Origin of the sequence: Microtetraspora sp. NBRC 16547, from assembly GCF_030268965.1 — a bacterium.
Lineage (GTDB): Bacteria > Actinomycetota > Actinomycetes > Streptosporangiales > Streptosporangiaceae > Microtetraspora.
This window is the reverse complement of the sequence record NZ_BSSE01000023.1, coordinates 69,023-89,737: the sequence shown is the minus strand read 5'-3', so window position 1 is coordinate 89,737 and position 20,715 is coordinate 69,023. Positions and strand designations below refer to the sequence as shown.

At 71.0% G+C, this 20,715-nt stretch carries 18 protein-coding genes and 2 riboswitches; of the genes, 12 read left to right on the top strand and 6 right to left on the bottom strand.

The genetic code is table 11. The features are described 5' to 3' along the window. The first annotated feature begins 30 nt into the window (after positions 1 to 30). The 6 genes from QSK17_RS26770 (at position 31) to QSK17_RS26745 (ending at position 5,051) form a co-directional block, all read left to right on the top strand. Positions 31 to 1,368 (top strand): aldehyde dehydrogenase family protein, encoded by a 1,338-nt coding sequence (locus QSK17_RS26770; protein WP_285708137.1) that lies wholly within the window; start codon positions 31 to 33, stop codon positions 1,366 to 1,368. 4 nt (positions 1,369 to 1,372) lie between these two features. After that, positions 1,373 to 2,137 carry a 3-oxoacyl-ACP reductase gene (locus tag QSK17_RS26765; protein ID WP_285708100.1) on the top strand — a complete coding sequence of 255 codons (765 nt, stop codon included), beginning with the start codon at positions 1,373 to 1,375 and terminating at the stop codon, positions 2,135 to 2,137. A 100-nt stretch (positions 2,138 to 2,237) separates the two neighbouring features. Then, positions 2,238 to 2,936, top strand: a complete 699-nt coding sequence (locus QSK17_RS26760; protein WP_285708098.1) for a gamma-glutamyl-gamma-aminobutyrate hydrolase family protein — start codon at positions 2,238 to 2,240, stop codon at positions 2,934 to 2,936. A gap of 429 nt (positions 2,937 to 3,365) precedes the next feature. Beyond that, the gene (locus QSK17_RS26755; protein ID WP_285708096.1) at positions 3,366 to 4,283 is read left to right on the top strand and encodes a TIGR03619 family F420-dependent LLM class oxidoreductase; all 918 of its coding nucleotides are present in this window, start codon (positions 3,366 to 3,368) and stop codon (positions 4,281 to 4,283) included. A 181-nt stretch (positions 4,284 to 4,464) separates the two neighbouring features. Continuing rightward, entirely contained in the window at positions 4,465 to 4,830 is a 366-nt protein-coding gene (locus QSK17_RS26750; RefSeq protein ID WP_285708095.1) for an SDR family NAD(P)-dependent oxidoreductase, read from the top strand. Next, on the top strand, positions 4,773 to 5,051 hold the full coding sequence (locus QSK17_RS26745; protein WP_285708134.1) for an SDR family oxidoreductase: 279 nt from the start codon (positions 4,773 to 4,775) through the stop codon (positions 5,049 to 5,051). The genes QSK17_RS26750 and QSK17_RS26745 overlap by 58 nt, the downstream gene beginning before the upstream one ends. 13 nt (positions 5,052 to 5,064) lie before the next feature. On the opposite strand, the gene QSK17_RS26740 is transcribed toward QSK17_RS26745, so the two are convergent. Next, positions 5,065 to 7,875, bottom strand: coding sequence for an FtsX-like permease family protein (locus QSK17_RS26740; RefSeq protein ID WP_285708094.1), 2,811 nt, complete (start codon positions 7,873 to 7,875; stop codon positions 5,065 to 5,067). Further along, positions 7,872 to 8,582 carry an ABC transporter ATP-binding protein gene (locus tag QSK17_RS26735; protein WP_285708093.1) on the bottom strand — a complete coding sequence of 237 codons (711 nt, stop codon included), beginning with the start codon at positions 8,580 to 8,582 and terminating at the stop codon, positions 7,872 to 7,874. Before QSK17_RS26735 ends, QSK17_RS26740 begins: the two co-directional genes overlap by 4 nt. Positions 8,583 to 8,655: 73 nt before the next feature. Here QSK17_RS26735 and QSK17_RS26730 point away from each other — a divergent pair, with 73 nt between their 5' ends. Continuing rightward, positions 8,656 to 9,228: a PadR family transcriptional regulator gene (locus tag QSK17_RS26730; RefSeq protein ID WP_285708092.1), complete on the top strand. Its 573-nt coding sequence runs from the start codon at positions 8,656 to 8,658 to the stop codon at positions 9,226 to 9,228. A 214-nt stretch (positions 9,229 to 9,442) separates the two neighbouring features. Here the strand turns inward: QSK17_RS26730 and QSK17_RS26725 are convergent, their stop codons facing one another. Then, a complete protein-coding gene (locus QSK17_RS26725; protein ID WP_285708091.1) occupies positions 9,443 to 12,397 on the bottom strand; it encodes a S8 family serine peptidase in 2,955 nt (984 codons plus the stop codon). Positions 12,398 to 12,547: 150 nt separating this feature from the next. Here QSK17_RS26725 and QSK17_RS26720 point away from each other — a divergent pair, with 150 nt between their 5' ends. From QSK17_RS26720 to QSK17_RS26705, 4 genes are all read left to right on the top strand, one after another. Next, positions 12,548 to 13,546, top strand: a complete 999-nt coding sequence (locus QSK17_RS26720) for a helix-turn-helix domain-containing protein (protein ID WP_285708090.1) — start codon at positions 12,548 to 12,550, stop codon at positions 13,544 to 13,546. A 57-nt stretch (positions 13,547 to 13,603) separates the two neighbouring features. Continuing rightward, a riboswitch (glycine riboswitch) is annotated at positions 13,604 to 13,701 on the top strand. Continuing rightward, a riboswitch (glycine riboswitch) is annotated at positions 13,702 to 13,801 on the top strand. It abuts the riboswitch before it with no gap. 29 nt (positions 13,802 to 13,830) lie between these two features. Further along, entirely contained in the window at positions 13,831 to 14,916 is a 1,086-nt protein-coding gene (gene gcvT, locus QSK17_RS26715; RefSeq protein ID WP_285708089.1) for a glycine cleavage system aminomethyltransferase GcvT, read from the top strand. Further along, positions 14,913 to 15,302: a glycine cleavage system protein GcvH gene (gene gcvH / locus QSK17_RS26710; RefSeq protein ID WP_285708088.1), complete on the top strand. Its 390-nt coding sequence runs from the start codon at positions 14,913 to 14,915 to the stop codon at positions 15,300 to 15,302. The genes gcvT and gcvH overlap by 4 nt, the downstream gene beginning before the upstream one ends. 25 nt (positions 15,303 to 15,327) lie before the next feature. Next, a complete protein-coding gene (locus QSK17_RS26705) occupies positions 15,328 to 16,701 on the top strand; it encodes an L-serine ammonia-lyase (RefSeq protein ID WP_285708086.1) in 1,374 nt (457 codons plus the stop codon). 118 nt (positions 16,702 to 16,819) lie between these two features. On the opposite strand, the gene QSK17_RS26700 is transcribed toward QSK17_RS26705, so the two are convergent. Next, entirely contained in the window at positions 16,820 to 18,082 is a 1,263-nt protein-coding gene (locus tag QSK17_RS26700) for a threonine aldolase family protein (protein WP_285708085.1), read from the bottom strand. 190 nt (positions 18,083 to 18,272) lie between these two features. Between QSK17_RS26700 and QSK17_RS26695 the strand changes: the two genes are divergently transcribed. Further along, positions 18,273 to 19,667 (top strand): hypothetical protein, encoded by a 1,395-nt coding sequence (locus QSK17_RS26695; RefSeq protein WP_285708084.1) that lies wholly within the window; start codon positions 18,273 to 18,275, stop codon positions 19,665 to 19,667. On the opposite strand, the gene QSK17_RS26690 is transcribed toward QSK17_RS26695, so the two are convergent. Together QSK17_RS26690 and QSK17_RS26685 are read right to left on the bottom strand one after the other, a co-directional pair. Then, entirely contained in the window at positions 19,596 to 20,072 is a 477-nt protein-coding gene (locus QSK17_RS26690; protein ID WP_285708083.1) for a hypothetical protein, read from the bottom strand. The two genes, QSK17_RS26695 and QSK17_RS26690, sit on opposite strands and share 72 nt — an antisense overlap. A 2-nt stretch (positions 20,073 to 20,074) precedes the next feature. Further along, complete coding sequence (locus tag QSK17_RS26685) at positions 20,075 to 20,677, bottom strand: DUF6286 domain-containing protein (protein ID WP_285708082.1); 603 nt, start codon at positions 20,675 to 20,677, stop codon at positions 20,075 to 20,077. Between the last annotated feature and the right edge of the window lie 38 nt (positions 20,678 to 20,715).

Below are 20,715 nucleotides of genomic sequence, written 5' to 3'. Positions count from 1 at the left end.
GCGACCGAGGCCGTCATCGCCGACGTGGAGATGGCCGACGCGGCCGAGGTCGATCGCGCGGTGGAGCGTGCCAGGGCCGCGTTCGCGTCCTGGCGGGCGACCGCCCCCGGCGACCGGGCTCGGCTGCTGCGGCGGTTCGCCCAGGTGGTGGACGACCACGCCGACGAGCTGGCCCGGCTGGAGATCGCCAATGCCGGGCACACGATCGGCAACGCCCGCTGGGAGGCGGGCAACGTCCGCGACGTGCTGGACTTCTACGCCGGGGCGCCCGAACGCGACCACGGGAGGCAGATCCCCGTCCCCGGCGGCGTGGACGTCACCTTCCAGGAGCCGCTGGGTGTCGTGGGCGTGATCGTGCCGTGGAACTTCCCCATGGTGATCATGATGTGGGGTGTCGCGCCGGCGCTCGCCGCCGGCAACGCGGTCATCGTGAAACCCGCCGAGTGGACCCCGCTGACGGCCCTGCGGCTGGCCGAGCTGGCCGTGGAGGCGGGTCTCCCCGAGGGGGTGCTCCAGGTCCTGCCTGGGGCGGGGGAGGTCGCGGGGGCCCGGCTGGTCGAGCATCCGGACGTCGCCAAGATCGTTTTTACCGGGTCGACCGAGGTCGGCAGGCTCATCGCCGCCCAGGCCGGCGCGCTGGTCAAGCGGGTCACGCTGGAGCTCGGCGGCAAGAGCGCGAACATCGTGTTCGCCGACGCCGACCTGGACCGGGCTGTCGCCTCCGCGCCGATGGCCGTCTTCGACAACTCCGGGCAGGACTGCTGCGCCCGCTCCCGGCTGCTCGTGCAGCGCGAGATCTACGACGACTTCCTGGACCGGCTGGCGGGAGCCGTGCGCGAGGTCCGGGTGGGTGACCCGCTCGACCCCGCCACCCAGATGGGGCCGCTGGTCAGCGCCGAGCACCTCGCCCGCGTCTCGTCGTTCACCGGGCCGGAGCTGACGCCGTACGCGCGGGGCGCCTGCCCGGACGGGCCCGGCTACTGGTTCGCGCCGACGGTCCTCGCCGCCCCGCCCGGGTTCGACCCCCTGGCCCAGACGGGGGAGCCGGAGTTCCGCCGGGCCTACGAGGAGGAGATCTTCGGGCCGGTCGTGACGGTGGTCCCGTTCGACGGCGAGGAGCACGCGGTGCGCCTCGCCAACGCCACGCCGTACGGACTGAGCGGGTCGATCTGGACCACGAACGTCGGGCGGGCGCTCCGGGTGGCGCGCGCGGTCGAGGCGGGGAACCTGTCGGTCAACTCGCATTCGAGCGTGCGCTACTGGACCCCGTTCGGCGGGTTCAAGCAGTCCGGCCTGGGCCGGGAGCTCGGCCCGGACGCGCTCGCCTCCTTCACCGAGACCAAGAACGTCTTCATCTCAACGGAGTAGACCTATGCAGCGTTTGCAGGACCGCGTGGCCGTCATCACGGGAGCGGGCAGCGGCATCGGGCTCGCCACGGCGCGCCGGTTCGCCCAGGAGGGCGCCAAGGTCGTCGCGGTCGACCTCGACGAGGTGGCGGGAACCAAGGTGGCCGACGAGGTCGGCGGGCTGTTCGTCAAGGCGGACGTGTCCGTCGAAGACGATGTCATCCGGATGTTCCGGACGGCACATGACACCTACGGCAGCGTGGACATCGCCTTCAACAACGCGGGCATCTCGCCCCCGGAGGACGACTCGATCCTCACGACCGGCATCGACGCCTGGCGTCGGGTGCAGGAGATCAACCTCACCTCGGTGTACTACTGCTGCAAGCACGCCATCCCCTACATGCGGGAGCAGGGCAAGGGGTCGATCATCAACACGGCGTCGTTCGTGGCGGTGATGGGCTCGGCCACGTCGCAGATCTCCTACACCGCGTCCAAGGGCGGCGTGCTGGCGATGACCCGGGAGCTGGGCGTGCAGTTCGCCCGCGAGGGCATCCGGGTGAACGCCCTCTGCCCGGGACCGGTCGACACCCCGCTGCTGCAGGAGCTGTTCGCCAAGGACCCCGAGCGGGCGCAGCGCCGCCTGGTGCACATCCCGATCGGCCGCTTCGCGCGGGCGGAGGAGATGGCGGCGGCCGTCGCGTTCCTCGCCTCGGACGACGCGTCCTTCATCACGGCGTCGGAGTTCCTGGTCGACGGCGGCATCTCCAGCGCGTACGTCACACCGCTGTAGGCCGGGTATCACATCGCTCGTGTCATGCGGACGCGCCCGGTCGCCGCAACCGGGCGCGTCCGCATGACACGCCATCGGGAGCACGAGGAAAGGCGGCGGCATGGCCCGTCCGATCATCGGGATCACGTGTTACGTCGAACCCGCGAAGTTCACCGTCTGGGAGATGCCGGCGGCGCTGCTGCCGTACATGTACGTCGAGCAGGTGAGCCGGGCGGGCGGGCAGCCGGTCATCCTGCCCCCGGCCGGGGACCCGGCCGCACTGGCCGGGCGGCTCGACGGGCTGGTCCTCGCCGGAGGCGGTGACGTCGACCCGGCCAGGTACGACGCCGACCCGCACCACACGACCGACTACATCCGGAAATTTCGTGATGAGGCGGAGTTCAGGATGGTGCGCGCCGCCCTCGACACCTGCCTGCCGTTCCTCGGCGTGTGCCGGGGGATGCAGGTGCTGAACGTGGCGATGGGCGGCACCCTCCACCAGCACCTGCCCGATGTCGTCGGCCACCTCGGGCACTCCCCCGCGCCCGGCGCCTTCGGCCGGCTCCCGGTACGGCTCTCGCCCGCCCTGGCCAAGATCTACGAGGCCGAGGAGGCGACTCCCGCGCACTATCACCACCAGGCCGTCGACCGGCTGGGCGACGGCCTCGCGGTCACCGCCGAGGCGGACGACGGCACAATCGAGGCGGTCGAGGTGGAAGGCCACCCCTTCGGCCACGCGGTGCAGTGGCACCCGGAGGCCGACGAGCACGCGCCCCTCTTCGACGCCCTGGTACGCGCCGCCGCCCGCCGAGGCCGCTAGGTCGTGTCTGACAAATCAAGCCCTGCTGCGCGCGGCCCAGACGGCGCCTCGCTGCGTTGTCGTCGTCGGCCGTAGGCTCCGCTACGGCCTCCTCCTCCGCCTTGCGATGCATCCGTCTGGATCCGCGCTCGCTACGGGCAGCATTTGTCAGACACTCCCTAGGGGTACTGACAACGGGCCGTGGCTTCGGCGATCACGGCCTGCAGCAAGTGCTCGAAGACACCCGCCGTCGCCCAGGAGCGAAACCTGTCATAGGCGGTGGACTGTGGCATCAAGGTCACGACCTAACCCGTCACAAGTCATATCCAAGGGGTGCTACCTAGCCTCTCCCTGGACGTTAGACCGGGAGCGTCCAGGTATCGAGATGCGTACGCAATATGCACCTCAGTTCTTCCCGGATTTCCACGGCGAAGGATCAAGGAATTTCTCATGCAGATCGGATATGCAGTCCCGCAGTACGGTGCCTTCGCCGACCCGGATTTCATCCGGCAGGCCAGCGCGGATCTGGAGGCCATGGGCTACAGCAGCCTGTGGGCGGGTGATCGAATTATGCTGCCGCTCGCACCCAGCGATCCCTACCCGGCAGGAGACGGCGAGATCCCCCCGGCCTTCGCGACGTTCTTCGACCCGCTGACCGCATTGACGCTGGCCGCCGTCAGCACTCGGGAGGTCCGGCTGGGAACCAGCACGCTCAACGCGCTGTGGCAACCGCCGGTCCTGCTCGCCCGCATGCTGACCTCGCTCGACCTGCTCAGCCACGGACGGCTGGACGTCGGCATCGGTCTCGGCTGGCTGCGTGACGAATACACCGCGACCGGGGTGCCCTGGCAGGGGAGGGGAGACCGGCTCGAAGAGACGCTCGACCTGATGGAGGCCGTCTGGAGCAGTGAGGTAGTCGAGCACAGGGGCACGCTCTGGACCGTGCCGCCGTCACACATCGACCTCAAGCCCCTCCAGCGGCCGCGCCCCCCGATCCTGCTCGCCGGTTACACGCCCTCGGCTCTGGAGAGGATCGGCAGGCGAGCCGACGGCTGGCTGAGCACGGCGATGCCCCTGCCCTATCTGACCTCCCTGTGGGATGTGGCGCTGCAGACCGCGGCACGCGTCGACCGGGACCCGTCGGACCTGCGAATGGTGGTGCGCGCCAATCCGAAGATCACCGATTCTCCCGCGCCCGACGACCAGGTGCCGCACGCCGGAACCGTGCAGCAGATCGGTGACTACCTGCTGACCCTCGCCCAAGCCGGTGCCCACGAGGCGTTCGTCGACCTGCAGACGACGACGTCCTCGCGCGATCAGTTCCTGGACGTCGCGCATGAGCTCATCACCAGGCTGCACGCCGGCTGAGCCGGGTCGGGCTTGGCGACGTAAGCCCTCTCCTGCCGGAACAGCCGATCGAGCCGGGGTCGAGGAACAGGGGTTCAGCCCTCGGGTCGCCGTAACCGGTCCCCGGGTTGCGAACCGGTTCCGGAAGTCCCTAGCCTGACCAAACGCTTGTGTGTGAGGCTCGGGCAGGAAGGCTCGCGGAGTGAGGGACTTCGACGGCAGGCCGGGCGTGGCCGTGGTCACCGGCGGTTCCGGCGGCATCGGGGCGGCCGTGTGCCGCCACCTCGCGCGGCGCGGCTCCGCGGTCGCGTTCACGTACCGGTCGAACGCGGCCGCCGCGGACGCGCTGGTGGCGGAACTCTCCTCCGGCCCGGCGACCGCCGTACCCGCCGGACGGCCGCCGGACCAGGCGCCATCAGTGAACCCCGGACGCACGGACCAGTCGGAACGCGCGGATCCGGCCGTCGTGACCGCCGCACGCGTGGAACTCACGGACGCCGACGCGGTCGCCTGGAGGCGCTCGCGCGCGGACTGGCCGCGGAGGAGGGGCGCTTCGGCGTCCGGGTGAACTGCGTCGGCCCCGGCATGCTCACCGACGGCATGTCCGCCCGCCTGCTGGCGTCCGGCGACCTGGACCAGCGCGCCCTCGACGTGGCGATGGGCAACATCCCGCTGCGGACCTTCGGCTCCGCCGACGACGTCGCCGAGGCGGTCTGCTTCCTCGCCTCCGACCGGGCCCGGTTCATCACCGGACAGAAGCTGGACGTCGACGGCGGCTACGGCATCTGACCCCTTAGCCATTTCACTCCTGGGCCAGCAGCCGGGCAAGCGGCAGCCTCTGGGCGAGCAGCGCGGGGGCCACGGCGGCGAGCGCGGCCAGCGCGATCGCGAGAGCCCCCGCCGCCCCCGCCCCCGCGATCACGGCGACGGGCAGCTCACCGGCCAGGGCGAGCGACGCGGCGAGCCCCAGGACGGCTCCGGTGAGCGCGCCCACCAGACCGATGGCGACCCCTTCCGTCACGATCAGCCGGGCCATCGCGCCGCCCGACCACCCGGTGGCCCGCAGCGCCGCCAGCTCGGCGTCCCGCTCCCGGATGCCGAGGTAGAGCACGTCGGCCAGCGCCAGCGCGGCCAGCGCGAACATGACCGCGATCGCGACATAGTCGGCCGTGCGCGCCTGCAGGACGACCGCGTCCCCCAGCAGGGAGCCGACGACCCGGCCGCGGAAGCCGTACGTCACGCCGAGCAGCAGCGTCAGCGCGAAAACCGCCACCGTCAGCGTCGACGCGCCGAGAACGGCCCGGCCGGGCGCCCGCGTCAGCCCCGCGAGCGCGAGTCCGGTCACCCCTCGCGGCGACCTCGCCCGCCCCGGCAGCCGTACGGCCGGCCGGACGGCCTCCACCGGCGGCACCCGCGACGCCTGCCAGGCCGGCGCCAGTCCCGCGAGCAGCGCGAGAAGCAGCGCGGCGGGCACGGCCAGCCAGGCTCGCACACCCGGATCGGGCAGACCGGCCCACGACGACAGCGGAGCGGCCAGCGCGGCGGACAGGCCGCCCGCAAGCAGGCCGATCACGCCGACCTCCGTGAGCACCGCGCCGAACATCCGAGGGCGCGACCAGCCGAGGCAGCCGAGCACGCCCAACTCGACCCGGCGTGCCCGTACGGCAGCCGACGCGGCGTTCACCACGAACATGCCGCACACGGCCAAGATGAGCGTGAAGAGGATCACCGACTTGCGGTCGGCCGCGGTCAGGATCCGGTAGGCCACCCCCTTGTTCACCCACCCCTCCTCAAGAGTGAGCGCGGGCCGTCCGTACGACCCGGCGGGCAGCTCCACCGTCATCGGCGACGGCGACGAGCCGATGGTGATGTCCACGTCCAGGCCGGTCGCCGCCACGATGTCCCTGGCCACCTGGCTGATCCGCTCGCGGCTGACCGCGTCCGGACCGGTCACCCCCGCGACGCGCACCCGGACCACGCTGAGCGGGGCCGTGCCCCCGGTGACCGAGTTGATCCGTCCCAGCCCTTCAAGGTTGGTCAGCAGCAGGGGCGGCATCTGGAGATATCCGCCGACGTTGTCGTTCGGCAGCAGGTTTCGCCCGCCGAGCAGCTTCTCCGTACGGCTGTCGCCGGGCCGGGCGGCGGGCGGCTGGTACGTCTCCATCGGCAGCCCCGCCAGCTCGCTGAACCCGGGCAGCTTCTCCGGGTCGAACCGGCCGATCACCCGGGTCGACAGCGTGTCGATGTCCGGCAGGAACGTGGGACGCAGCGGCCGGAACTGCGCGTCCGCCGCACCGATGGGGGCGTTCGCGTGCCCCTCCCAGCCGAGGAAGAAGTGCGCCGTCTCCCCGAATGCCTTGCCCCAGGCCGGGTCCCTCCAGATGGCCGGATCGTTGCCCACCGGCACGGCGGCGACGTGTCGGTCTCCCAGCTCCCGGTACTCGGTCGACCCCGCCGTCCAGAAGCGGGTGAGGGGCGCCGACATCTGCCCCTTCGGGATGTTCTGCCACTCGTCGAGCATGCTGTCGTAGGCGTCCGCGGCCTCCAGCGTCACCCGTTTGACGACCTCGCCGTCCTGCGCGGCGAGGTACTTCTTCAGGGCCTTCGCCGGCGTCCCCTTGACGACCTCGCCCGCGGCCTCGGCGGGCAGCCTGCGGATCACGACCTCGTCCCGCTGGTCGGCGTACGGCCGCGCCGCGGCGAGGAGCACGATCTCCTTGCCGCCTCCGGTCGGCGGTATTTGGTACTCCTCCTCCGCTCTGAGGTAGCGGCCGGCGACCACGGCCTCGTCCAGTCCCGCCAGCCGGGCCTCCGCGTCCGGGTCGAGGGCGGCGAGCAGGAAGGGGAACTCCTGGTCGACGCTGACGACGGCCCGTCCCGGGGTCCCCCGGTGGCTCCACATGTCCTCGGTCGTCATTCCCAGGCCGTACGCCGTGCTCGTGGACCAGTACCCGATCTGCGCGCCCCCTTCGAAGGGGAACGTCTTCTGGTTCGCCCAGCCGCGCTCCTTCTGGTCGAGCAGCGACGGGCCGAGGGCGACCTCCCGTCCCGATGCCAGGTTCTCCTTGGCGAGCAGCCTGACGTCACCGCCGGTGTTCTTGACGAGGGGCACCCGGACCGGCCGGCGGGTGACGTACTGGTAGCGAGGGCCGCCGTAGGGGATGCGGGTGAGACCGCGGTCGGAGACCCGGGTCTGGTCCACCCGCAGCATGGTGCGATCGCCCTTGTGGAGCACGTCGGTGACGTCGACGCTGGCCGAGCCGCCCCGGGTGACGTAGCCGACCATGCCGATCGGCGCGGCGACCTCCACGCCGTTGATCCGCTTGATCTTCTCGTACTGGTCGAGGGTGATGCCCCCGAAGATGCCCGACAGGTAGTTCTGCCGCACCAGCGAGCGGGTCCGCTCCAGCTCCGTGGTCGTCCCCTTGGGCCGGACGAGAATGTCGTACTGCGCGCGGAAGTTCTCCCCGACAGTCCCGACGATCTCCAGGCGCTGGGTCTCGGCCGTTCCGGTCAGCACGGTGAACCCGGTGGCCGCGACAAGGATGCCGGCCAGCAGCACGAGGGAACGGCCCAGCTCCCGGCGGAGCCGGGCCCACGCCAGGCGGATCACCCGAGCCGCCCGATCCGATCGAGCACGTCCTGGGACGGCGTGAGCCGCTCGTCGGAGACGACCTTCCCGTCCCTCATCCGTACGACGCGGTCGCAGACGGCCGCCAGCTCCGGGTTGTGCGTGGCCATCAGCATGGTCATGCCGTGCTCCTCCCGCAGCGTGAGCAGCAGATCGACGATCTCGTGTCCGGTGGCGCTGTCGAGGTTGCCCGTGGGCTCGTCGGCGAGCAGCAGCGGCGGCCGGGCGATGAGCGCGCGGGCGATGGCGACCCGCTGCTGCTGGCCCCCGGACAGCCGGCTCGGCAATGCCGAGGCGCGGTCGGCCAGCCCCACGGCCTCCAGCAGTTCCATGGCCCTCGCTTTGCGGTCGAAATCCACCCGTCGGGGAAGCACGGGGGCCAGCACGTTGTCCAGCGCGCTGAGCGCGGGCAGCAGGTGGAAGCGCTGGAAGACGAACCCGATACGGCGGCGGTACCGGTCGAGTCCCCGCCGCGACAGGCCGTGGACGCGTTCGCCGTCGACCACGATCTCACCGGCGTCGGGCGGGTCCATCGCGCCCACCAGATGGAGCAACGTCGACTTCCCCGCGCCGGACGGCCCCATGAGCGCGACCGCGCTTCCCGACTCGACATCCAGGCTCACCTCGTCGAGCGCCACGGCCGACGCGTACTTCCGGGTGACGCTTCGCAGGCTGACTTCGACTCCCATGGGCGATACATTGTCACAATGTAGGGCAGCATGGGAGGTCCTACATTGTCACAATTGAGGAAGGTGGCTCCGGATGCCGCTCAGCCACGCCGTCCTGACCCTCCTCGCCGACGGCCCCAGTCACGGCTACGAACTGAAGACCAGGTTCGAGGCGGCCGTCGGACCTCAGTGGGGCGGGCTCAACATCGGGCACCTGTACCAGATCCTCGACCGCCTGGTCCGGGACGGGCACGTCGTCCGCGACCACATCGCACAGAGCGACCGCCCCGACAAGACGATCTACCAGCTCACGCCCGGAGGCGCGGAGGAGCTGCGGACCTGGGCCACCACCCCGTGGATCCGCACCTCCGGCTTCCGCGACGAACTGTTCCTCAAGCTCCTCGGGGCGAGCCGGCTCGGCCCCGAGGAGCTGGCCTCGTTCGTCTCCGCCCAGCGGCAGGCTCACCTGGCCGACCTCGGCGCGCTCACCAGGCAGCGCCGCGCGCACGCCGGCGACCCGCTCGTCGCACTGCTCATCGACGCTGCCGCCGCGCACATCAAGGCCGACCTGCAGGTGATCGACTCCGCCGAGGAACGCCTGGCCGGCCTCACGGCCCGCGACGCCCAGGTCCACACAACGGCGAAGGCCGACCAGGCGAGCGCCTGATCGGCCGAGGTGTGCTCACACCTGATTCGAGCAGTTCAAGCGAACGGGGCGCAGCCCCCGCTCACCGAGATGAACTCCGTTGCCTAAGCGCCGGTGGTACCTCTGGACCGCTGGTCAGGGCTCGCGCCTGAAGGGGATGCCCGGATCAACCTGGCGGAGCGGCGGCGTTCCGGCCGCACACCCGGGAATCCTCGGACACCCCCTTCGGGTCACGTCAGTTGATGCTGATCACGGTTCCGGCCCCATTGGGGTACTCGATGTAGCCGGTGTACGGGCGCTCGTCGGGCAGTCCCGACCAGCCGACGGTCAGCGTCGCGGGAACCCCGAGAGCGCCCTTGAGCTTGTTGGGCGACACGGTCAGACCGCCCACGCCCGGGGTGTCGGTCACCACGTTGGCCTGCGCGTGGAACGGAGTCGACGTGGTGCCCGGCGCGGTCAGCCAGCTGACGAGCACGAAGGTGTACGTGCCGGCCTTCGGCCGCTGGAGGACCAGCCGGAAGTCGTCGCCGTCACGATCCACCCAGCCCGCGAGCTCCCGGCCCTCGTAGATGACCAGTCCGCCGAAGCCCCACTCCAGGCCGTTGTCGGGGCGGGCCCGGAACTCCACGGCCTTGGTCCCCTCAGGGACGTCGATCGCGTACTGCTTGCCGTTGACTTCCTCGGGGCCGGTCGAGCCGACGATCTCCGGGCCGGAGACCAGCCCGTAGGACGTGATGCCGGTCTTCTTCATGACGGGGGTCACCTCGAAGGACACCGACCCGTCCGCGCCCGTGCCCCGCACGTCGGCGGGAGCGAGCACGCCCTGCGCGGTCACCGCGATGGCGCTGCGAACGGTACGGCCCTCGCCGGTCCAGGTCAGCGAGCCCGCGATGTCGGTCGCGGTCTCGTCCCTCAGCTCCATGGTGACGGTGAACGACTTGGTCTCCCCCGCCTGATCGAATCGGAGCATGGACGGGCTCGCCTTGGCCTTGACGCCGGGCAGGTCGATGTCGGCCTTGTACTTGCCGGGCGTGACGGCCGTCAGCGTACGGGTGATGGTACGGGTGCCGGCCAGCGAACCGACGGCGATCGACGGGTAGTTCAGGTCGCTGGTGGCGATCGGCGCCACCCCGCTGCGCGTCCTGACGCCCAGACCCTCCAGATAGCCGAGCCAGTCCTGTTCCGCGGAGTCGTAGACCAGGCCGGGCTCGAGCATCCGGGTCGGGTCGACGTTGCCCGCACCCTGGGCGAAGGCGTCGGTGCTGTCCGTGCCGTCGGCGTTCTTGGTCGGCACCGCGGTCGTCATCATCGCGGACTTGATCGCCATCGGCGACAGGTCAGGGTGCTTGCCCAGGTAGAGCGCGGCCAGACCCGCAATGTGCGGCGCGGCCATCGAGGTGCCGTCGTAGAAGCCGAAGGTGTTGCCGTTGTTCGCCGGCGGGGCCACGGCCGCCAGGACCGAGACACCGGGGGCGGCGATGTCGGGCTTGAGCAGGTCACCGCGGTTGGTCAGCGACGGGCCACGCGAGGAGAACCCCGCCACCTGCGGGTAGACAGCCCCGTCGGCGCTCGAGGGTCGCAGGGTCGCGGTCGCCCCGTCGGTCGCCGCGTACGCCAGCACGGCCGGCACGCCGGAGCCGCCGATGTGCACGGTCGGCACGGGGTGCGAGTCGGCGACGGTGTCCTCGTCGGCCATGTTGACCATGATCATCCCGACACCGCCGGCCCGCTTCACCTCACCGGACTTCTCCAGGCGGGGGACGACGCCACGCTCGCAGACGACGATCTTCCCGGCGGCCTTGGCCGGGTCGAGGCTGTCCTTGGCGCAGAGCCGCGCGTCCGAGTCCGTGGCGGAGTCGTTCTTCACCAGCAGGCCCGTGGCCAGCGGCTTGGGCCCGAGCGGGTCGCTGACCGTGGTGCTCGAACCGCGGTACTTGGTGCCGTCGCCCAGCTCGACCTCGCCCAGGTACGGCGCGGTCGTGCTCGCGGCCACGGTGGTCGTCCATGGCATGGTGTTGTCCAGCGTCGAGGCGCCCGGCCCGCTGTTGCCTCCGGCGGTGGAGACGAAGATGCCGCTCGCCGCGGCCGCGCGGAAGGCGAGCCCGACCGAGTCCCACACCGGGGACTCCGAATCGCTGCCCACCGAGTAGTTGATCACATCGACGCCGTCGGCGACGGCTTGGTCGATGGCGGCCAGGATGTCGGATCCCGCGCCGCCGGACTGCTGGCCGTCGGCGCTCTCCCAGAGCGCCTTGTAGACGGCGATCGCCGCGCCGGGCGCGACACCGGAGATCCGGCCGAAGTCGACGCCGTTCACGCTCGCCGGCACGTCCGCGTTGCCCGCGGCGGTGGAGGCGGTGTGCGAGCCGTGTCCTCCCCCGTCACGCGGAGAGACGTAGTCGGCCCGATTGGCCGGCGGAACCTTCCGCAGCCAGGCGTCGCCGTAGTAGCGGGCGCTGATCACCTTCTGGTTGCACAGGTTCGCGGTGAACTGCTCGCCGGTCTGGCAGACGCCGGTGAAGGTGCCGCCGTCGGCCTTCTTCATGACCGTGGCCGAGCCCTGCAGATAGGGCCGGTACGGGTCGGCGTCCGTGGGCGCCTCGGTGCCGAGGGCCGGGGCCGCGAACAGCGGGTTCTCCGGCCAGATGCCGGTGTCGATCACGCCGACCACGATGCCCTTGCCCGCGTTCGCGGTGCCGCCGAGCCTGGACCACAGGCCGGACTCACCGGACAGGCCGAGGAAGTCGGTCGACCTGCGGTCGTCCAGGGCCTTGCGCAGGGTGTCGGGGACGACGGCGAGCACACCGGGCGCGGCCTTCAGCCGTGCCGCCTGAGTCATGCTGAGCTCGGCGACGAACGCGTTGGACGCCACGGAGAACTGCTGGGTCGGCGTGGCGGCGACGCTGCGGGAGACCTGGTCCTGCTTGTTCTTCAGGTGGTCGCGGTAGCGCTTGGCGTTCGCGCTGGTGGTGTCCACCTTCTTGCCCTTGCCGGGCTTGGTGGCGGGGATGCCGGCGACGCCGCCGTCATAGGTCGCGAGCGGCTGGTCGGCCAGCGTGACGATGTAGGTGTCGGTCTGATCGGTGGCCGCGGGATCGGCCGAGGCTGGCGCCGGGGCGACGGTGATCGCCAGCACGGCGGCGAGCCCAATCGCGCCGTAGGCACGGATCTGTCGGGGGTTGCGGGCCATTGCTCCTCTTCGAGACGGGGGGTGCCGCCCTGCAGCAAGGTCGCTGGGAGGCAGGTAGAAGTGAACGGCCCGTGAGGATCAGTTGTCGAGATATAGTGCTGGCGTTTTCGGTCATATGGCGAAAAGCGTCACTATCTGGTCAGGTGGTGGGTGGACGACCAGCCAGCGCTCGGTGCGGTGGGCATCGGCGATTTCGACGAGCAGGTCTACCGACTCCTGCTCCGCCACCCCGACCGCACAGTCACCGACCTGTCGGGCTCGCTGCGGGTCAGCGCCGCACGGGTACGGCACGCGCTGGCCCGGCTGGCCGAACTCGGACTGCTGCGACGGACCAGGCCGGGCAGGTACGAGCCGGTGGCACCGGAGGCGGCGCTCGGATGGCTGATCGACCGGCGCCGCCTGGAGGCCGAGGCGGGGCTGGCCGAGGTCCGGACCACGGTCGCCGACTTGACGCAGCTCTACCAGTCGGGCCGGCTGCGGGCCGACCCGGCCGGCCTGGTGGAGATCCTCTCGGGCGAGGACGCGGTGAAGCGGCAGATGACGGAGGTGGGCAGGGCGGTCACGTCGGAGTTGCTGGCGCTCGACCGGCCGCCCTACATCGGTCGGCCCGACGATTCGGCGGACACCAACGAGTCGGAGGTCGCCCTCACCCGGGACCTGATCGCACGCGGGGTGGACATCCGGGTCGTGTACTGCCCGGATTCCCTGGAACGCCCCGGTCGGTTCGAGACCCTTCTCCGGCTGGCCGAGGAGGGTGAGCGGTCCCGGTTCCTGCCCGACCTGCCGTTCAAACTGCGGATCGCCGACCGGCGGCTGGCACTGATGCCCCTGGTGGACGGCGTCTACGACAACGTCGCCCTGATCCGCCCCTCCGGCCTGCTCGACGCGCTCATCGAGCTGTTCGACGCCTACTGGGAGCGCGGCCAGCCGCTCACCGGGGCCCGGCCACCCGTCGGCGACAGGCCGGACGAGGAGGACCTGCTGCTGCTTCGGATGCTCAACTCCGGGCTCAAGGACGAGACGATCGCCAGGCAACTCGGGGTCAGCGCGCGCACCGCCACCCGCCGGATCGCCGCGGTCGTCGAACGGCTGGGCGTCACCACCAGGTTCCAGGCCGGAGCCGAGGCGTCGGCGCGCGGCTGGATCTGAAGGAGACCCACCGGTTTCGCGACAGGGCATCGGACCACTAGGCTGGCGGGACACCATCGATCCCGTGCGGGAGAGCGTCCTGACAGCCGGTCAGGTCCCCTGAAGGAGCAAGCCCTCCCCGCGAACCTCTCAAGGCAAAGGACCGTGCGGGCCAGGTGACCTCTGGAAAGCAGGCCGTGACCGGCCTCGCCGAAGGTGAAAGTCCGGGCAAGGAAACGGACGAAACTCTCAGGCACCGATGACAGAGGGGGAGGATGCTGTCATCGTCTTCCTGAGGTGCGATCATGTCCCGATCTACCCCATTGCGTGAGGTTCACGAGAGCCTCGGCGCGACACTCACCGACTTCGCGGGATGGCAGATGCCCCTGCGTTACGGCAGCGAGTCAGCCGAGCACAGCGCGGTTCGCACCGCTGCCGGGCTGTTCGACCTGTCCCACATGGGCGAGATCCACGTCACCGGCCCGCAGGCGGGCGAGGCGCTGGACTACGCCCTCATCGGCCACCTGAGCGTGCTGGAGCCGGGCCGGGCCCGATACACGATGATCGTGACCGAGGACGGCGGCGTGCTGGACGACCTGATCGTCTACCGGCTCCGCCCCGAGGAGTTCATGGTCGTCGCGAACGCCTCCAACTACACCAAGGTCGCCGCGGAGCTGGCCGAGCGCACCAAATCGTACGACGCCCGGGTCGAGGACAGGTCGGACTCCTACGCGCTGATCGCGATCCAGGGGCCGAACAGCACGGCGATCCTCGGGAAGCTGACCGACGCCGACCTGGACAACCTGAAGTACTACGCGGGGCTCCCCGGCGAGGTCGCCGGCATCGAGGTCATGATCGCGCGTACGGGCTACACCGGCGAGGACGGCTTCGAGCTGTTCGTCCGTCCCGAGGACGCGGTTCGGCTGTGGAACGCCCTCTCCGAGGCGGGCGCCGATCTCGGCCTGCGGCCCTGCGGGCTGTCCGCGCGGGACACGCTTCGCCTGGAGGCGGGCATGCCGCTGTACGGCAACGAGCTGACCACGGAGACGACGCCGTTCGACGCCGGGCTCGGCCGGGTCGTGAAGTTCGACAAGCCGGGCGACTTCGTCGGACGGGCCGCGCTGGCCGAGCGCACGGCGCCCGGACGCCGCCTCGTCGGCCTGGTGGCGCGCGGCCGCCGGGTCCCCCGCCACGGCTACCCCGTCACGCGGGAGGGCGAGGTCGTCGGCGAGGTGACCAGCGGCGCGCCCTCGCAGACGCTGGGCAAGCCCATCGCCATGGCCTACGTCTCCGCGGACGCTCTCGAAAAGGGAGACCTGGCCGTGGACATCCGTGGCAGCCACGAACCCGTTGACGTCGTTGATCTGCCTTTCTATAGGAGGAACAAGTGAGCAGCATTCCCGACGAGCTGAGCTACACCAAGGAGCACGAGTGGTTGGCCGGTCTCGACGACGGCCGCACCGTGACGGTGGGCGTGACCGCGTTCGCCGCTGAGGCGCTTGGCGACGTCGTCTTCGTGCAGGTGCCCGAGGTGGGTGCCACCGTCGAGGCTGGTGACGCGGTCGGCGAGGTGGAGTCCACCAAGTCGGTGAGCGACATCTACGCGCCGGTCGGCGGCGAGATCGTGGAGACCAACCCCGCGGTCGTTGACGACCCCTCCCTGGTCAACTCCGATCCCTATGGCGAGGGCTGGCTGTTCCGCATCCGCATCGAGGGTGAGCCGGAGGACCTGCTGTCGGCCGCCGAGTACGCCACCCTCACCTCGGGTGAATCCTGACATTTCCAGATAAGGACATAGATCAGTGGCGATCAGTGTCTTCGATCTGTTCAAGGTGGGCATCGGGCCGTCCAGTTCGCACACGGGCGGTCCGATGGCCGCGGCGCACAAGTTCGCCCGCGGCCTCCACCAGGACGGTCTCCTTGAGAAGACCTCGCGCGTCGAGGTCATCCTGTACGGCTCGCTCGGCCTGACCGGCAAGGGTCACGGCAGCGACAAGGCCGTCCTGCTCGGCCTCTCCGGGGAGAAGCCCGAGCTGGTCGACGTGGACACCGTCGACGAGCGGCTCGCCGCCATGCGGGAGACCGGCACGGTCACCCTGTACGGCGTTCGCGAGATCTCCTTCGTCGTCGGCGAAGACCTCGTCTTCGAGCGGAAGATCACGCTTCCGCACCACCCGAACGGGATGCGGTTCACCGCCTTCACCGACACCGGTGAGATCCTGCGCGAGAAGATCTACTACTCGGTCGGCGGCGGGTTCGTCGTGGACGAGAACGCCACCGGCGCGGACCGCATCAAACCGGACGACACGGTGCTCCCCCACCCCTTCACCACGGGGGCGGAGCTGCTCGCCCAGTGCGCGGAGACGGGCCTGTCGATCTCCTCCCTCATGCTGGAGAACGAGCGGGCCTTCGGCCGTACCACCGAGGAGATCCGCGAAGGTCTGCTGCACCTGTGGTCGGTCATGGCCGAGTCGGTACGGCGCGGCAGCACCCAGGAGGGCGTCCTCCCCGGCGGTCTCAAGGTCAGGCGGCGGGCGAACCAGCTCCTCCGCAGGCTGCAGACCGAGTCCGACCTCGACCCGTTGCGGGCGATGGACTGGGTGACCCTGTTCGCGCTCGCCGTGAACGAGGAGAACGCGGCCGGCGGCCGGATCGTCACCGCACCGACGAACGGCGCGGCCGGCATCATCCCGGCCGTGCTGTCGTACTACACCCGGTTCGTCACGGGAGCCGACGACGACGGGGTCGTGCGCTTCCTGCTCACCGCCGGGGCGATCGGCGTGCTCTTCAAGGAGAACGCCTCGATCTCCGGCGCCGAGGTGGGCTGCCAGGGCGAGGTCGGGTCGGCGTGCTCGATGGCCGCGGCCGGGCTCACCGAGGTCCTGGGCGGCACCCCCGAGCAGGTCGAGAACGCCGCCGAGATCGGCATCGAGCACAATCTCGGCCTGACCTGCGACCCGATCGGCGGCCTGGTCCAGATCCCGTGCATCGAGCGGAACGCGGTGGCCTCCATCAAGGCGATCACCGCGGCCCGGATCGCGCTGCGCGGCGACGGCCGCCACTTCGTGCCGCTCGACAAGGCCATCAAGACCATGCGCGACACCGGCAGGGACATGCTCGACAAGTACAAGGAGACCAGCCGCGGCGGCCTCGCCGTCAACGTCATCGAGTGCTGACCGGGGCACTGTGGGCCGAGGGGTGCACCGCTCGTCGAGGGGTGGCCGCCGGTCCGCCCCGCCGTCGGCAGGTTCCAGGTAGTTTCCGGCCGTTTCCGGCATGGAACTCCCGCTGGGCCTACCTATCGATGGAGTTCACGAAGTCGCGGACCGCGGCGCGGACGTCGGTCGCGGTCCAGTCGAGACCCGCCGCGCTCACCGTCACCTCCGTGACAGCGACCCCCGGCGGAAGTCCCGGTTCCCACCACGGCCGCGGGAAGAGCGCGATCCCGCTCTCCTCCGCCTGCCGCATCACCGCGTCGCCCAACGCCTCGGCGGAGAACGGCAGCCAGACCTGGAACTGATGGGTGTGCGGCACCTCGGGGTGCACCGTGAACCACGCCAGCCCCGCGTCCCGGAACCCTTCCGCCATGGCCCCCGCCACCAACCGCGCGTGCGCCACGTACTCCGGCAGCCGCGGCAGTTCGTCGTCGAGCCCGGCAAGCGCGGCAAGCGCCGCGGGGAACTGCTGGAAGACGTTTCCCCCATACCGGTGCCGCCAGAGCCTCGTCTCCTCGATGAGGGAGCGTGGTCCGGCCACCGCGGCGCCGGAGAGCCCGTCGAGCGACTTGTAGAAGGAGACGTACACGGTGTCGGCCAGGGCGGCGATCTCGTTCAGCGGACGTCCGAAGTGCGTCGTGCTCTCCCACAACCTGGCGCCGTCGAAGTGCACGACCGCGTCCCGCTCCCGCGCCGCCTCGGTGACCTCGACCAGTTCCTCCCACGAGGGCAGCAGGAATCCGGCGTCACGGAGCGGCAGTTCGAGCATCAGCGCTCCGAACGACTCCGGTAGCCTGCGAATCTCCTCGGCGGTCGGGTGGCGTGGCGCACCTGTGGCCCGCACCGGACGCAGGCCGCTCACCCTCCGGAAGGCGTCCGACTCGAAGAGCTCCGGATGCGAGAGCGGGTGGAGCACCACCCGGCCGTTTCCCGTACGCTCCGCCCAGCACCGCAGCGTGACTTGCTGGGCCATGGTGCCGGTGGGGAAGAAAGCCGCGTCCTCTTTTCCCAGCGACTCCGCCACCCGTCGCTCCAGGTCGGCCACGACGCCGTCGCCGTAGGTGTCGACGGGCGAGGAAAGGTCGTACAGCGTGGCGGCCCGCTCGGCCAGCTGGGAGAGGCGCTCGCCCAGCGAGACCACCGCGGAGGGCCGGGCGAGCACTCGCTTCGCCCCCCTTACGGCCCGCTTCCTGCGCTCGTTCCTCTCCTCTTTCCTCTCCCCTTCGTCGCCGCCGCCCGCGCTGGAGACGGTCACACCGCCGCCGTCGGCGACGCCGCTCGCGCTCGTCGTGCTCGTGCCGCCGCTCGCGTCGGTCCCGTGAATCTCCTCGTCGTCAGTCATGCATCGCCTTCCTCCGACGCGTACGCGCGCGGCGGTGAGTCCGTCTCCGATGCCGTCTGGCTGGTCCACCGGGCCAGCCGTGCGCCGACCAGGGAAGTGGTCTCCGACGCTACCAGCCCCGGACGCACCCAGCCGATCATGCTTTATTCTGGCTGTTCCTGATTTGTCGGGCGGAGCCGCAGGGAGGAATGTGACCTCGTTCCTGCGGTCGCACCTGGCCTTCTTCGTCGTCCTCCTCGTCGGCGCGGCGCTTCGGGCGCTGGCCGTGCTCGGCTACCGGCCCGCGCTGTGGTTCTGGGCCGACTCGTTCGCCTACCTGAGCTCGGGCCTGGATCTCCGCCCGCTGGCGTCCCGCCCGTCGGGCTACTCGCTGTTCCTGTGGCTGCTCAGCCCGCTGCACGACATCCAGGCCGTGGTGATCGTCCAGCATCTGCTCGGGCTCGGCATCGCCGTCCTGATCTACGCCGTGCTGCGACGCCGTACGGCACTGCCGGGGTGGGGCGCGGCCCTCGCCGCGGCGCCGGTGCTGCTGGACGTCCACCAGATCCAGCTCGAACACCTGATGATGGCCGACCTGCTGTTCACCTTCCTGGCCGTGGCCGGGGTGGTGATTCTGGTGTGGCGGCCGAAGCCGTCGGTGCCGGCCGCGTCGGCGGCGCTGTTCCTGCTCGCGCTGGCGACGATCACCCGGACCATCGGGCTCCCGTTGATCGTCATCGCCGCCGCCTGGATCCTGCTGTCCCGCGCGGGCCGCCGGGCGCTGCTCTCCGGCGTCGTCTCGGCGGCCGTCGTCCTCGGCGGCTACGCGGTCTGGTTCCACAGCGAGCACGGCACGTACGGCATGGGCGGCAGCAGCACCTGGTTGTGGTCGCGGACCATGACGTTCGCCGACTGCGACAAGATGAACCCCCCGCCGCGCCTGGCGCAGCTCTGTCCGACGGAGCCGCGGCTGGCCGGTCCCACCTACATCTGGGACGCCCGCTCCCCGCTCCAGCGGGTGGGCGCGGGCAGGGAGGAGCTGGCGGGCGAGTTCGCCTCGCTGGCGATCCGCAGCCAGCCGCTCGACTTCCTCCTGACCGGGCTGAAGGACGCTCTCTGGGCGTTCGAGTGGGAGCGCAGGGTCTACCCCTCCCCCGGCCCGCAGAGCGCGTACGTCTTCCCCGAGTCGGTGAAGCCGTTCACCGACAAGATCGCGTCGGCGGGCCGCACCGCGAGCCGGCTCACCACGGAGTACCAGGGATCGTCCGGTGAGACGCGCGTCGTCGAACCCTGGGCGGGGTGGCTGCGCGCCTACCAGGAGCAGGGCTACCTGCGCGGACCGTTCCTCGCGATCATCCTGCTGATCGGGGTGGGCGGCCTGGCCACCCGGCGGTGGGCGGTCGTCCTGCCGCTGGCCGCCGCGGCGGCGCTGCTCTTCCTGCCGCCGATGATCGCGGCCTTCGACCACCGCTACGTCGTGCCGGTGGTGCCGCTCGCCTGCCTCGCCGCCGGGCTGGCCCTGGGAGCGCGGCGGTCAGCGCCGGCGGATGTGCAGCCTGACCAGCGTCGGAAGGTTGCCGCGGCCGACGACGCCGCGCACTCGTGAGACGGCCTCGCCGTTCAGCCGCCCGATCACCTCGGCCGGGTCCGCCTCGGGCAGGAGGTCGATCCCGATCCGCATCCTGCGGTCTCCGACCAGCCTGACGTAGAGCTTGCCGATGCCCTCGACGCCCTTGAGCGCGACGCCGAGCATGGCGATCCCCGAGCCGGTACGGGTCCCCCACCGCCCCCAACCGAGGGCGAGCAGCAGCCACCGCGTCGCGACGATGCCGATCACCAGGGGCAGCAGGGCGCCGAACGGGCGCGCCCAGGCGTTCTCGTCGAAGAAGCTGAGATCGAGGATCGGGTCCTCGGGACGGTCCCTCGCCGCGAGCAGCGTCACGACGCCGCCGGCCAGCAGGGCCAGCCCCACCACGAGGATGCCGACGCGGTTTCCCAGGTGCGAGCGCATCGTCACACCCTCGCCCTGCGCAGCCGTACGACGACGTCCTGGCGACTCTGGACACCGAGGCCCGAGAGCCGGTCTCCGACGGAGGTGCCGACCGCCCGGAGCAGCTCGCCCGTGCCCTGCGCCCGGGTGACGACCGTCACCTCGATCCGCCGGGGGTGGATGCGCACGTAGGCGGCCTCCACCCCTTCGACGCCGCGCGCCGCGCCCGACAGGGTCCGGCGCAGGCCGCTCCGGGTGAGACCGATCACGAGCAGCGGATCCGTGGTCTCCACGGCGACGAGCCGGGGACGCCCGGGGATCAGCGCGAGGGCGACCAGGACCGCTCCGACGACGATCATCGCGCTCGCCGTACTGCGGACGACCGGATCGCCCAGGGTCAGCGACAGCAGGCGGCCCAACCGGGGATCGGCGGGAGCGCCGAACAGCCCGCCGACGATCACGGCGAGGACGGTCCACGCCGACATGGCGAGCGAGGCGGAGACCATGACGCCCGCGGGAGTCCGCCCCGGCCGCAGGGCGCGGATCGCGTTGCGCCGCAGCGTACGCCGTTGGGTCCGCACCCCCGCGGCCGGAGAGGCCGCGAGGATGTCCTCGACGATGCTCATCGGGCCGATCACCACTTCCCGTGTACAGGCATGCTCAT

Coding starts and splice junctions, on each gene's coding strand:
- QSK17_RS26770 (WP_285708137.1), top strand. CDS start 31: ATGGCCGACGCGGCCGAGGTCGATCGCGCGGTGGAGCGTGCCAGGGCC.
- QSK17_RS26765 (WP_285708100.1), top strand. CDS start 1,373: ATGCAGCGTTTGCAGGACCGCGTGGCCGTCATCACGGGAGCGGGCAGC.
- QSK17_RS26760 (WP_285708098.1), top strand. CDS start 2,238: ATGGCCCGTCCGATCATCGGGATCACGTGTTACGTCGAACCCGCGAAG.
- QSK17_RS26755 (WP_285708096.1), top strand. CDS start 3,366: ATGCAGATCGGATATGCAGTCCCGCAGTACGGTGCCTTCGCCGACCCG.
- QSK17_RS26735 (WP_285708093.1), bottom strand. CDS start 8,582: ATGGGAGTCGAAGTCAGCCTGCGAAGCGTCACCCGGAAGTACGCGTCG.
- QSK17_RS26730 (WP_285708092.1), top strand. CDS start 8,656: ATGCCGCTCAGCCACGCCGTCCTGACCCTCCTCGCCGACGGCCCCAGT.
- QSK17_RS26725 (WP_285708091.1), bottom strand. CDS start 12,397: ATGGCCCGCAACCCCCGACAGATCCGTGCCTACGGCGCGATTGGGCTC.
- gcvT (WP_285708089.1), top strand. CDS start 13,831: ATGTCCCGATCTACCCCATTGCGTGAGGTTCACGAGAGCCTCGGCGCG.
- QSK17_RS26700 (WP_285708085.1), bottom strand. CDS start 18,082: ATGACTGACGACGAGGAGATTCACGGGACCGACGCGAGCGGCGGCACG.
- QSK17_RS26690 (WP_285708083.1), bottom strand. CDS start 20,072: ATGCGCTCGCACCTGGGAAACCGCGTCGGCATCCTCGTGGTGGGGCTG.
- QSK17_RS26685 (WP_285708082.1), bottom strand. CDS start 20,677: ATGAGCATCGTCGAGGACATCCTCGCGGCCTCTCCGGCCGCGGGGGTG.